The organism is Cloacibacterium caeni (assembly GCF_907163105.1).
GTDB classification, from domain to species: domain Bacteria; phylum Bacteroidota; class Bacteroidia; order Flavobacteriales; family Weeksellaceae; genus Cloacibacterium; species Cloacibacterium caeni_A.
Genome location: NZ_OU015321.1, coordinates 1,372,419 through 1,385,665, shown reverse-complemented (window position 1 = coordinate 1,385,665; position 13,247 = coordinate 1,372,419). Strand labels below are relative to the sequence as shown.

Annotated in this window: 11 protein-coding genes and 1 CRISPR repeat array (1 of these 12 only partly in view); of the genes, 3 read left to right on the top strand and 8 right to left on the bottom strand. The window is 32.7% G+C overall.

Annotation, left to right across the window (positions count from 1 at the left end; genetic code table 11):
- Positions 1–8: 8 nt before the first annotated feature.
- From gldG to KKQ76_RS06290, 5 genes are all read right to left on the bottom strand, one after another.
- On the bottom strand, positions 9–1,667 hold the full coding sequence (gene gldG / locus KKQ76_RS06310) for a gliding motility-associated ABC transporter substrate-binding protein GldG (RefSeq protein WP_213196303.1): 1,659 nt from the start codon (positions 1,665–1,667) through the stop codon (positions 9–11).
- A gap of 152 nt (positions 1,668–1,819) precedes the next feature.
- Positions 1,820–2,548: an ABC transporter permease gene (locus KKQ76_RS06305; protein ID WP_213196302.1), complete on the bottom strand. Its 729-nt coding sequence runs from the start codon at positions 2,546–2,548 to the stop codon at positions 1,820–1,822.
- Positions 2,548–2,919 carry a GxxExxY protein gene (locus tag KKQ76_RS06300; RefSeq protein WP_213196301.1) on the bottom strand — a complete coding sequence of 124 codons (372 nt, stop codon included), beginning with the start codon at positions 2,917–2,919 and terminating at the stop codon, positions 2,548–2,550. The genes KKQ76_RS06305 and KKQ76_RS06300 overlap by 1 nt, the downstream gene beginning before the upstream one ends.
- Positions 2,920–3,121: 202 nt before the next feature.
- Positions 3,122–3,667: a CopD family protein gene (locus tag KKQ76_RS06295; RefSeq protein ID WP_213196300.1), complete on the bottom strand. Its 546-nt coding sequence runs from the start codon at positions 3,665–3,667 to the stop codon at positions 3,122–3,124.
- A gap of 97 nt (positions 3,668–3,764) precedes the next feature.
- On the bottom strand, positions 3,765–4,592 hold the full coding sequence (locus tag KKQ76_RS06290) for an SAM hydrolase/SAM-dependent halogenase family protein (RefSeq protein ID WP_104793547.1): 828 nt from the start codon (positions 4,590–4,592) through the stop codon (positions 3,765–3,767).
- A 77-nt stretch (positions 4,593–4,669) separates the two neighbouring features.
- Here KKQ76_RS06290 and KKQ76_RS06285 point away from each other — a divergent pair, with 77 nt between their 5' ends.
- Positions 4,670–5,629 (top strand): PhoH family protein, encoded by a 960-nt coding sequence (locus KKQ76_RS06285; RefSeq protein WP_069797283.1) that lies wholly within the window; start codon positions 4,670–4,672, stop codon positions 5,627–5,629.
- A 153-nt stretch (positions 5,630–5,782) separates the two neighbouring features.
- Positions 5,783–6,310, top strand: coding sequence for a hypothetical protein (locus KKQ76_RS06280; RefSeq protein WP_213196299.1), 528 nt, complete (start codon positions 5,783–5,785; stop codon positions 6,308–6,310).
- A gap of 60 nt (positions 6,311–6,370) precedes the next feature.
- Here the strand turns inward: KKQ76_RS06280 and ffh are convergent, their stop codons facing one another.
- The 3 genes from ffh to KKQ76_RS06265 all read right to left on the bottom strand — a co-directional run bounded on the left by ffh (position 6,371) and on the right by KKQ76_RS06265 (position 8,735).
- A complete protein-coding gene (ffh, locus tag KKQ76_RS06275; protein ID WP_213196298.1) occupies positions 6,371–7,738 on the bottom strand; it encodes a signal recognition particle protein in 1,368 nt (455 codons plus the stop codon).
- A gap of 212 nt (positions 7,739–7,950) precedes the next feature.
- A complete protein-coding gene (locus tag KKQ76_RS06270; protein WP_069797280.1) occupies positions 7,951–8,145 on the bottom strand; it encodes a cold-shock protein in 195 nt (64 codons plus the stop codon).
- Between the two features lie 161 nt (positions 8,146–8,306).
- Complete coding sequence (locus KKQ76_RS06265) at positions 8,307–8,735, bottom strand: cold-shock protein (protein ID WP_069797279.1); 429 nt, start codon at positions 8,733–8,735, stop codon at positions 8,307–8,309.
- A 796-nt stretch (positions 8,736–9,531) separates the two neighbouring features.
- Between KKQ76_RS06265 and cas9 the strand changes: the two genes are divergently transcribed.
- Positions 9,532–12,903, top strand: a complete 3,372-nt coding sequence (gene cas9, locus KKQ76_RS06260) for a type II CRISPR RNA-guided endonuclease Cas9 (RefSeq protein WP_213196297.1) — start codon at positions 9,532–9,534, stop codon at positions 12,901–12,903.
- An 83-nt stretch (positions 12,904–12,986) separates the two neighbouring features.
- Positions 12,987–13,247: direct repeats of the CRISPR family, unit length 36 nt; unit sequence GTTGTGGTTTGATTAAAGATTAGAAAAAACGATATT (it continues 434 nt past the right edge of the window).

The window sequence follows — 13,247 nt, the reverse complement described above, 5'->3', positions numbered from 1 at the left end:
TGTGAGAACTATTGCCCAAATTTCTTCTTTCTCAACCAAAAGAAAACTCCACCCAAAATTCCTAAAATTGCCAAAGGTGTCAATAAATTAAACCATTGCCAATTCGTTTTTTCTTCGTCTATTCTTCTTCTGTCAAGCAAGCGGGATTCTATATTTCTGTTTCTTAATTCAATTAAATTAGAATCATCGAGAAGCCAATCTAAGCAGTTTCTCAAAAATTGTTCGTTTCCGTAGAGTTGGTCGGTTAATAAATCTGCTCCTAAAGGTAAATTTTGACCTTTCATCATTTGATTTCGGCCAACATCACCATCAGAAATAACAATCATTTTATTGTTTTCAGACACTTTATTTTTGAAATTAGGGAAACCGTTTTTCTCACTTCTATTCGCATAAGCAGAGGTAAATTTACCTTCTAAACTCACCGCAAAAATCTTAGGAGTAGTAGGTTTTTCCATCACAGAAAGACTGTCAAGATTCGCCATTTCTGAGAGCTCTACATAATTAGGAACCGATTTAGCCGTGGTTCTTTCACTCGATTCGTAAAGCACTTGAGTTTTGATATTTTTTCTTCCCAATGTATCAATAGCAGTTGGGAATTCAAATTTTACAGGATTAATATTTTTGGTAATAGGATTGTTATTTTCATTAATTCCCAAAGGAAAATAAGGCCAAATTAAATTGGAGTATTGAGGATTTCCTGCCACTTCGCCAACTTGCAGTCTAATCAAAGCAGATTTTTGGAAATCTTTAATCAAAGGAGCATTGATTCTCACACCATAATTAAAGAAAAAATCAGTCATATTGATGTCGATAGGATAGGCCATGAGTTTTTTCTTGGTCATCAAAGTATCCATTTCTGCATTCACAGCGTCAATCATCCAAAGTGTTTTTCCTCCGTTCATAATGTATTGGTCTAAAATCACTTTTTCACCGTCAGTAAAGGCTTTTCTAGGCTTTGCAATCACCAAAGCATCCATTCTTTCTAAATTCGGAAGATCTTCTAGAGTCAACTCTTTTTTGTTTACAGGAATTACAGGACCAGCATTGTAATTTTCGAGCGTCATGTCCATAAAACTGCGGAATTCATCTACTCGTAATTCATCTTGATTCACCAAAACACCTACGTTTTTCTTTTGGTCTGCCACCAAAGATTTAATGGTAGAAGCGAAGTTAAACTCTAGATTTTCAATGGATTTGGTTAACTGTTCCGCTGCATCTATTCCCATTTGATTGGTTATAAGCGAAATAGAAGTTCCATAACCTTTATATTTCAGTGCAGCATAAGGAAAAAGTACGATTTGAGAAACTTTTCCGTCTTTCATATCGGGCAACATAGAAGGTTGCATTCCCATTGCTTGAAGCGTGTCTTGAGACATTTTGGTCGCAATAGGATCGATGAATTTGTAATCAATTTTTGGATTGATTTTTCTGAATTCTTCCAAAAGAAACTGCGTTTCGTTCTGCAATTGCTTAAAACTTGCAGGAAAATCACCTTCCAGATAAACTTCTACAGTCAGTGGTTCTTTTATAGATTTCAGCGTTTCTACCGTAGCATCAGAAAGGGTGTAACGTTTCTCTTTAGTCAAATCAAAACGATGAGAAAATGCCCCGAAAATCCCTAAAAATAGGATGATGGCTAGAATAATATATTTTAAATTTTGTTTCATTTTATATTTTAAATTTTAAACCACAAAAGAGACAAAAGCTTTTGTTGCTTTTTAAGTTTTTCAAAAGTAAAAAAAAGGGAGAATTTTCTTTTTTTACTTTTGGCTTGCTTTATTTTTCAATCAATTCTTTGGTTGCTTTTGCGGTTAAATAACTATTTCTTCTTCTCCACAAAAACTTTTGCCAAAAACAAACTTAATCCAATCACCAATAAGAAGTAAAACACATCTTGTGTGTCAATCAAACCTCTTGTAAAAGCGATGAAGTGATGATAAAAACCAAGATTTTGAAGCAAATAATCTGCGCCTCCCAACAATTTGAAATTGGCCAATTGTTCTATCCCAAAGTATAAAATGAAATTCAATAAAACGCCCAATAAATAAGCCATAATTTGATTGGAGGAAAGTGAACTTGCCAAAATCCCAACCGCAGAAAATGCTGCAATGAGAAGAATAATTCCGAAATAGCTTCCTAAAGTTGCTCCCAGGTCTAAATTTCCTGCTGGAACGCCTAAAACGTAAACGGAGTAGAGGTAAACCAATGAAGGAAGTAAGCATAAAATCCCAACCAAAAATACCGCGAAAAACTTCCCTGAAACGATTTCTGAAATGCTTAATGGTTGAGAAAAAAGCCATTGCAATGTTCCGTTTTGTTGTTCTTCGGCAAAAGATTTCATGGCTAATGCTGGAATAATGAACAAAAACAACCATGGCGAAAGCGTGAAAAAGCTTTGCAAACTTGCCGTTCCGATTTCTAGAATATTGAAATCATTCTCGAAAAAAAATAAAAATAAAGCAGAAATCAAAGAAAATGCACCGACGATAATCCATGCACTCCAATTCCCGAAATAACTCCAAAGTTCTTTTTTTAGTATAGCAATCATTAATTGATAATTCTTTTAATTCCGTTTTTTAAAATAGCTTCATTAAAATTAAAAATGAGCCCTAATTTGTAGTTTCCAAATTTAAGATAAGTTAGAACCTGAGCAAAATGTGCATTGTGAAGTTCTTCTACAGTTTTTAATTCTACCACTACTTTATCTTCTACTAATAAATCTATTCTGTAACCATTATCTATTTTCAAGTCTTTGTAAGTAATAGGAAGCAATACTTCTTTTTCTACTTTCAAGCCATTTAGTTTTAATTCGTACATTAAACATTCTTGGTATGCTCTTTCTAATAAACCTGCTCCCAATCTTCGATGTACTTCTATTGCACAACCAATGATGATGGTTGATAATTCATTTTCGGTCATAGTTTTTTAGTTTTATTTTATCACAAAGTTCTCAAAGTAATCACAAAGTACACAAAATTAAGATATTTGAGACGCCTTGCTTTTCGAAGCTTTATGATTAAGTCTAAAATAGTATAAACTCAATCAAGCGAAGCGTCTTTGTGAAGGTATTTATAAAAAATCATTGTGAACTTTGTGGCTGTTCTTTGTGATCTCTGTGATATTAAGACTTTTTCTTATTCACCAATTTTACCGTCATCATAATCACAAACACAATAACGAAAAATCCTGCAATTAATTGCCACCAATTTTCAATGGTCAAAGATTTTAAAATTACTGTGAAAACCACTAAAAATAGTAGAAATGTTGCAATTTCATTGGCTTGTCTTAATTTGAGATTGGCGGTTTTTAGTTCACCGTTTTGTAGGTTTTTTATTTCTAATACTTTTTTCCAAGACCAATAATGGTAGATAAAAAGTCCTATGAGAAAGGCTATTTTCAACTGAAACCAAGACATTTGTAAAAGTGTAGGGTTCATTAAAATTAAAATTGTCCCAAAAATGGTCATCAAAACAAACGCTGGAACCGTGATAATGTTCCATAATCTTCTTGCCATATAAACATATTGCTCACGAAGAATTTCCTTTTTAGGACTTTCGAAAGCATCAGTGTCTTTATAATACACAAAAATTCTTACGAGATAAAAAATTCCCGCAAAATAACTCACCATAAAGATGATATGTAGCGCTTTTATGATTAAATAAGTCATGGTAATTTACGATTTACGATTTATGATTTATAATTTTTCTAACATCTAACATCTAACATCTAAAATCTAACATCTAACATCTAACATCTAACATCCATCATTCAAACTGTATATACACCTTATCACCCACTTTTAAGCCAAAAAGTGAATTGGCGCCATTGTTTTTTGTACCTTTATAAATGGTGATTTCTAATAAATCTTGACCATTAAAAAGAGCAGAAGCTTTGCCATGATATTCATTTTCTTTTTCCCAATCGGTGACGATGTCTGTGTATTTACGGTTGATATTTTTCAGTAAAATATTTCGAATGTTAATTTCAAAATTATTGAAATTCACCATTGTTTTATCAAAAATTAATTTGCTGATGTTGGTTACACAATTCCCGAAATTATCAATATACATCACTTCGCCAATCAGCATTTTCTCAGGTTCATTGAAGTAAGGTTTTGCAAAAGTAGTACACTTGTAGTGCTTAATTTTTCTGCCGATGAGTTCTGGCAAACCACCTTTGGTCAAATGTGCTGCGACGGGAACGAAAATATCAACACTCGCAAATTTTACTTCGTCGTCAAAACGATTATTGATGGTAATTTCGTAAATGGCTTCTGGTTTTTGGTCAAAAAAAGTGAGGCTCATCAATCCATTGTCAGCGGTAATGAAATAATGCCCATCCATTTTTACCAAAAGATTTTTGCGGTCTTTGTGAAAAAAACTGTCTACGGAAACAATATGCACACTCTCTTTAGGGAAATGCGCGTAAGCATTTCTTAGAATATAGGCGGTTTGTATTAGATTATAAGCCCCAATTTCATGGGTGATATCAATAATTCTAGCATCGGGATTAAGCTGGAGAATGCTGCCTTTAATGGCTGAAACTCTGTGGTCTAGATTTCCATAATCTGATGTAAGGGTAATTATTGGCATTTTTAATAGTAAAAATTTGAAAAAACAAAGATATTGCTTATTTTTGGTAAGATAAAATTTTTAAAAATATAAACAATTTGTACGAAATCACTTACGAACTCACAGGAATAGACACTAAAACGTTTTATGGTGTTAACAATCAATATTTTAATTTATTGAAATCTTCTTTTCCTACGCTGAAAATCACGGGGAGAGATAATTTTATTTTTGCAATGGGTAATCAAGAAACGCTTGATGTACTCCAGCAAAAATTAGATGATATTGTGAGTTATATTTCCACCAATAATTCTATTGGACTTAAAGATTTAGAAAATATTCTCAAAATAAAAAGTGAGGAGGAAAAACAATTGGTTTTTGACCAAGATATCATTGTAAAGGGTGTAAATGGTAAAATCATCAAAGCGAAAACCACCAATCTTAAAAAATTGGTCAAAGAAAGTGAAAAGAAAGACATGGTTTTCGCCATCGGTCCTGCAGGAACAGGGAAAACTTATACCAGTGTAGCATTGGCAGTGAGAGCATTGAGAGATAAAGAAGTCAAAAGAATTATTTTAACCAGACCTGCAGTAGAAGCAGGGGAGAGTTTAGGATTTTTACCAGGCGACTTGAAAGAAAAACTCGATCCTTATTTACAACCGTTGTATGATGCTTTGAGAGATATGATTCCTCACGAAAAATTAGAAGGTTTTATCGAGCGCAAAGTGATAGAAGTAGCTCCACTAGCTTTTATGAGAGGAAGAACTTTAGATGAAGCTTTTGTCATTCTAGATGAAGCGCAGAATACCACACATTCTCAGATGAAAATGTTTCTGACGAGAATGGGCATGAATGCTAAATTTATCATTACAGGAGATCCAAGTCAGGTAGATTTGCCACCAAAACAACATTCTGGGCTAAAAGAAGCGATGAGAATTCTAAAAGGAGTTCATGAAATAGGTTTTGTACATCTTACAGAAGAAGATGTGGTAAGACACCCAGTGGTAAAGAAAATTATCTTGGCTTACAACGCCGAAGAAAAAAGACAAAGAGAAGAATAACAAATATTTACAGAAAAAATATAGTTAGAAAAGCGAATTTTAATTCGCTTTTTTTTATTAATTTTTCTAAAAAGTGAAAATAATTCATAAAATTCTTGATGGTTTAGGTTATTTTTTTTAATTTAGTTTCTGTTAATTATATACTAATAGATTATGAAAAAATTATTTTTAGTAGGTGCATTAGCACTTTTCGGAGCAATTAATGCTCAAACAAAAGATGTATTGTCTAAAGGACATTGGTTAGTAGAAACTAATACTAATTTTGGAGTTTTAAGCCCATCAAATACCTCTATTGGTTTTATGTCTTCTGATGGAACTTCACTTTTTAAAATAGGTGGAGAAGCTGGTTATTTTGTTGCTAATAATTTAGCTTTAAAAGTAGGTTTAGGCTTAACAACTATGACTGGTGAAGACTTTTATGGAGACAGCGAAACTGTTTCTGCATTCAATTACAAGGTTGGTGTAAAGTATTATATTGCGAGTCAGTTTCCTGTACAAGTAGATTTCAGTGGTATATCTTCTGAAGGTTCAAGTACAAGCGCGATTGGTTTTCAAGGAGGATATGCTTGGTTTGTTGCCCCGAATATTTCTATTGAACCAGGGTTAAGATATGATGTGTCTGCCGATGATGGTGGAGATGGAATTTTCTCTGGAAACGTTGGTTTTGCAATTCATTTCTAATAAAAAAATAATAAAAAATCCTGAGAATTTCTCAGGATTTTTTATTTATATATTTTAAAACTATTTCCCGAAAAGGTTGCCGCCCATTCCTGGCATATTAGGCATTCCTTTACTCATCATCTGCATGAGTTGTTTTCCTTGAGGACCTTGCATCATCTTCATCATTTTGCCCATCTGTTCGAATTGTTTCATCAGTGCATTTACATCTTCTAATTTTCTACCAGCACCTTTAGCAATTCTTTTTTTACGGTTCATATCAATCACAGAAGGTCTTCTCCTTTCTTCTGGAGTCATAGAATAAATAATGGCTTCTATGTGTTTGAAAGCGTCATCATTAATGTCTACATCTTTTATGGCTTTTCCTACGCCTGGTAACATTCCCATTAAGTCTTTCATGTTACCCATTTTTTTGATTTGGTTAATCTGCGTTAAGAAATCATCAAAACCAAATTCATTTTTAGCGATTTTTTTATGAAGTTTTTTAGCTTCTTCTTCGTCAAATTGTTCTTGAGCTCTTTCTACTAAGGAAACTACGTCTCCCATTCCTAGAATTCTGTCCGCCATTCTTTCTGGGTAGAACAGGTCTAGAGCTTCCATTTTTTCACCAGTAGAGATAAACTTAATCGGTTTGTTAACTACCGAACGAACTGTAAGCGCAGCACCACCTCTGGTATCACCATCTAATTTGGTTAGAACTACACCGTTATAATCTAAAACATGGTTAAAGGCAAGAGCTGTATTTACGGCATCTTGTCCCGTCATCGCATCTACTACGAAAAGAGTTTCTGTAGGTTTTACGGCTTGGTGAACGTTTCTGATTTCGTTCATCATGGCTTCGTCTATGGCAAGACGACCTGCGGTATCTATAATCACTACATCATGCTTGTTTTCTTTAGCAAACTGAATAGCGTTTTGAGAAATTTCTACAGGATTTTTATTTTCGATTTCTTTGTAGATGGTTACGCCTACTTGGTCTGCAAGAACCGTTAACTGGTCTATTGCAGCAGGTCTGTAAACGTCACAAGCAACCAATAAAGGGTTTTTGCTTCTTTTTTGTTTTAAATAGTTGGCTAATTTTCCAGAAAAAGTAGTTTTACCAGAACCTTGTAAACCAGCAATTAAAATAATGGTTGGCTTGTCAGAAAGATTAATGCCTTCTTGAGTAGTACCCATCAATTCTACCAATTCATCATGTACAATCTTGGTCATCAATTGCCCTGGAGTAATAGAGGTAAGCACGTTTTGTCCTAGTGCTTTGTCTTGAACTCTTTTGGTAAGGTCTTTGGCTACTTTGTAATTAACATCGGCATCTACTAGAGCACGGCGAATTTCTTTTACCGTCTCCGCTACGTTAATTTCTGTAATTTTTCCGCGGCCTTGAATGTTTTGTAAGGCTTTATCTAGCTTGTCCTGAAGACTATTAAACATAGTGAATGATTTTTTAAGATGTGCAAAAATAAGGAATTTTGTTGACTTGTTTCTCTAACTCCTAAAAGATTTGTAAACCAAAAGAATAAAATTTATTGATTTTTACCTTTTGAAAAATCTAAATCAAGAGAAATACGTTTTTTAAAAGAAAAACAAAAAAAAAGCGACTTCCTTAGAAGTCGCTTTCGTCTATATAGAATACCAAAAAGAGATTATGCTAATTTTACTTGAATAGCGTTTAATCCTTTTTGTCCTTGTGTTACTTGGTACACAACTTTGTCATTTTCTTTAATTGTTCTAGTGCTTAAACCAGAAGAATGTACAAAAATGTCATCTCCTCCGTTGTTGGGAGTAATAAATCCGAAACCTTTTGTTTCGTTGTAAAATTTTACGGTGCCTTCTTGCATAGTAATGGGTTTTAAATAGACATTTTTTACAATGTCTTGGTTAATGGATTAAGAAGCAGTAAACCTAAGTTTCTTATTTCTTAACGGGTAATAGCGCTTTTGCGCAATGTATGGAGTAAAGAGAAATAGTTTTGAAATAGTATTCAAAAGATGATTTCTCGTTATTTTACCAATTCAATGTTGATTGCCGAAAATCCTTTAGCAGATCTTTCTTTTTCGAAAGATACTTTGTGCCCTTTTTTCAGGATTTCCCTAGCATTATTTTGGTGGAAAAATACATTTTCTTTTGAGCGGTCTTCGGTGATGAAACCGTAACCTTTTTCGCTTAAGAAAGTGATGATTCCAGACTTTCTAGTTTCTTCTTCAGGAATAGGAGCAGCTCCTAATTGAATATCGTCTAGAGAAACCTCTTGTCTTTTTTCTGGCGGAGTAGTTGTAATTCTTCCGAACTCATCTACATAGGAAAACATATCTTCTAGTTCTTTTCCTTTGTTGTTATTCGCTTTACGCTCTTCACGGCGCTGTGCTTTTTCTTTTTGTTTTTGAATTTTTTTCTTAAAGTTTTCTTTTTTTGAGAAAGAATCTGCCATAAATAATGTTCTGTTTGTTTTTTAATGAATGATGAAACCAATGAATATTGGTGTATTGCGTGCTATAAGAAATCTACTGTTTTTATGAACAGAGCGCTTATATCATAAGGATCAGGGAACTTCGTCCAGGTTATTTTGCCTTGTTTTGCTTTCAGGGTTATGTGCATCTGTGAGGTGTTATTCTAAAAAGGGACGCTGAAAAAGCAAAAACTGAAAAAGAAATAAAAAAATATTCTAAACTGTAACAGATAGCAAAGGCAGTAACCTATTTTATAAATTATTCTACAAAGGTACACTAAATAAATGACGTGACCTAATGATGAGTTTTTGGTGGAGGATTTCACCGTGATTAGGGTTTGGGTTGAATCAAGTGGCAGTCAAAGTGCAGTTTTGTTCGGAAAAAGTACCGTTTTTCCGAAGCTGATTCGAACTTGATTCGAACAAGACTCGAAGGAAAGTGGAGAAAAGGAGAGTAAATGAGTGTTTTTTTTGGAGATAATAAGAGAGGGTGATGTCTAAATGAACAGCAACTGAGGTGCAATTATCTTGCCTTTATCCTACAATTATCTAGGAGGTTTCTAGTAAGTATGTGGACAAATAAAAAAGTCCCACCGAAGCAGGACTATAGATTTTACATCTACGGCATATAGCCTTATTGTGATAAGATTAAAGATTAGAAATTTTAATCATACTACAAATATAAATAAAAATTTATTGTAAAAGATTATGGTTTTTCGTATTGTGCAAAATTTTCTTTTTGCTAATTTTATAAGTTCATAAAATAAAACTAATACTTATGGCAAAAATTCTAGGATTAGACTTGGGAACGAACTCTATTGGGTGGGCTTTAATTGAAGACAATCAAAACAAAATTTTAGGATTAGGAACTAGAATATTTCCTATGGGAGTAGAGAATTTAGGAGATGGTGAAGGTGAAATTTCTAAAAACGCTAGTAGAACTGGAGCAAGGGGAGTAAGAAGACAGTTTTTCAGAAGAAGATTAAGAAAACAAATTCTTTTAAAATCACTTTCAGAAAATAAAATGTGTCCGCTAGAAGCTTCTGATTTTCAGGAATGGAAGAGAAATAAGAGGTTTCCTATTGAAAAATTAACAACATGGTTTGCCTTAAATCCTTATGAACTACGTCAGAAAGCATTAATTGAAAAGTTGTCTTTAGAAGAAATAGGAAGAATTTTTTATCATTTAATTCAGAGAAGAGGATTTTTAAGTAACAGTAGAAAAGGCGGAAGTGATGATGGTACTATTTTTAAAGGGAATCCAAAAGAAGGAAAAATTGGAATTACTGAAACGCAAAAAAATATTGAAGATAAAACATTAGGCGCTTATTTATTTGAAATTTATCCGAAAGAAAATCAACCTTTTCAGGATGGTTTGGAACGAATTCGAAATCGATACACCACCCGTAAAATGTATGTAGATGAGTTTGAATTGATATGGAACAAACAAGCCCAATTTCATGCTGAACTTACGAATGAATTAAAAACCTTATTTGGTGGAAGAAAATTAGATGGTTACAAAGAAGATGGAATTTTATTTCATCAGAGACCTTTACGTTCTCAAAAACATTTGGTAGGAAATTGTTCTTTTGAACCTAATAAAACAAAATGTCCAATAAGCGCCATTCCATTTGAGCAATTTAGAGTTTGGCAATGGGTGAATACAGTGGAGTACAACGGGAAGAAAATTTCTCAAGAAGAAAAAGAAAAAATTATAGAGTTTCTATTTGCCAATGAAAAACCTGAATTCAAGAAAATTAGAAAAGTTATTGGTAAAGAAAGTTCAGAATTTAAATTTAATTATAAAGATGATGATAAAATTGTAGGAACTCATACCATTTCTAATCTATCAAATAAAAAGTATTTTGGTGCAAAATGGTTGGAGTTTACAGAAAAAGAACAAGAAGATATTTGGCATGTATTATATTTTTTCGATAGTAAATCTAATCTTAAAGAATACGCTATTAAGAATTGGAATTTTACAGAAGAACAGGCTGAATCTATTTCAAAATTTAATGTGAAAGATGGTTATGCAAGTCTGAGTAGAAAAGCTATTTCTAATATTCTGCCATTTTTAAAACTAGGTTTCACCTATGATGTAGCTGTTGTCTTGGGCGGAATTAAAAACGTTTTCGGTTCAGATTGGGAAAAGCTATCTGATGAGAAAAGAAACTTCTTTTATGATAATGTTTATGAAATCGTTCGTTCTAAAAATAAAGGTGGATTTATTGAAATCATCAAAGATATTCTAAGAAATGATTACAATATTTCAGATAATCAACTAAGAAAATTATATCATCATTCTGCCACAATTGATGCCACAGAATTATTAGAAAAGTTACCAGTAGGTAAAGATGCAGATAAAGACATTCAAGCAATAAGAAATCCAATAGTTATTACGGCATTGTTTGAATTGCGAAAGTTAGTGAATGAATTGATAGACGAACATGGTAAGATTGATGAAATCAAAGTAGAAATGGCTCGTGATTTAAAAATATCAAAATCACAACGTAACAAAATTCGTAAAGAACAAAAACGATTAGAAAGAGAAAATGATAGAGTAAAAGCAAGATTGTTAGAAGAAAGACAAAGGATTACTCATGACAATATTTTACTTTATAAACTCTGGGAAGAATGTAAACATACTTGTCCCTATACAGGGAAACCTATTTCTGTAACTCAATTATTTTCTGGCGAAGTTCAAATTGAACATATTCATCCTTGGAGCCGTTCTTTGAATGATAGTTTTTCTAATAAAACATTGTGCTATGCAGATGAAAACCGTAAAAAAGGGAACAAAACACCTTTTGAATTTTATGGTAGTGATGAGGCGAATTGGTCTGCAATAAAAGAAAGAGCCTTAAAATTATTTTCTGATACTAAAGAATATCCTAATGCGTATCAAAAATTTAAAAGATTTGTTCAGCAAAAATTTGATGATGATTTTTCAACAAGACAACTCAATGATACAAGATATATCAGTAAGGAAGCTAAAAACTATCTCTCTAAAATTTGTAATAAAGTAACCGTTTCACCGGGACAAGCTACTTCTAACTTGAGACATAAATGGGGATTAAATCAGATTTTAAATGATGACAATGAGAAGACGAGAGAAGACCACCGTCATCATGCTATTGATGCATTAGTAATGGCTTGTACTAAAGTTTCTTATGTTCAGGAATTATCAAAATGGAACCGCTATAATAGAGGATATGATGTAAAAGATTTTCCTATGCCTTGGCTTAGCTTCTGGAAAGATGCAGAAAAAGCGGTAAATCAAATTTTAGTTTCTCACAAAAAAGTTTCTAATGATATTACCGTTAGAACTCACACCACTGAGAAAAATGGTAAGAAATATAAAAATTTAGGAATTGCAGCTAGAGGACAATTGCATAAAGAAACCGTTTATGGAAAGAGAACATTTAACGGAGAAGAAGCATTTCATGTAAGAAAGCCTATCGAAAGTTTAGAAACAGCCAAACAAATTGCTAAAGTAGTAGATGAATCCATAAGACTTTTAATTTTAAAAAGAGTAAATGAATTAGGAGGTTTTGTAAAAGATAAAGTGCCTGCAAATACTTTTTTTATTGTAGATGAAAACGGAGTAAAACAACCTCAAATCTTTTTACCTAATCAGAATGGCGCACCTGTTCCTATATTAAAAGTAAGAGTGAAAGAGAATATCGGTGGAGCCGAAAAATTGAAAACTAATGTAAGTCAGTGGGTAAATCCTAGAAATAACCATCATGTATTAATTTATAAAGATGAAAAAGGAAATCTAAAAGAAGAAGTGGTAACATTTTGGACGGTTGTAGAACGCAAAAGAACAGGACAGTCAGTGTATCAACTACCTCTTGATGGAAAAGAAATAGTCACTACTTTGCATATCAATGATATGTTTTTATTAGGTTTAAGCGAAGATGAAATCAATTGGGAAAACCCAGATTATAAAGTTTTAAAAGAGCATTTGTATAGAGTGCAGAAATTTACATCGGGTGATTATTATTTTAGAAAAGCACTAACATCATCAATACAAAATCTTGAAGAAAAACAACAAATAAATAGTTTTGGTTTTGGTAAAAATGGTTGGTCAACACATAATCCAATAAAAGTAAAAATTTCAGTTTCAGGAAAAATTATTCCATTTTAACTAATTTCGTATAAAGTTCTTTGACATTAACGGATAATCATAAGCAACCAAACCACAACGGAGTTTCGGCGATAGCTCACTTCGTTGTGGTTTGATTAAAGATTAGAAAAAACGATATTACCCAAGCGAAAACGAATTATACCACAAAGTTGTGGTTTGATTAAAGATTAGAAAAAACGATATTAGAACGCATTGTTATTTGCTTTTGAAATCAGTTGTGGTTTGATTAAAGATTAGAAAAAACGATATTATTCTCTGTAAATGCTTATTGAGATACTTAGTTGTGGTTTGATTAAAGATTAGAAAAAACGATATTCCTACCAATTTCATGTCAATTGGAGTTT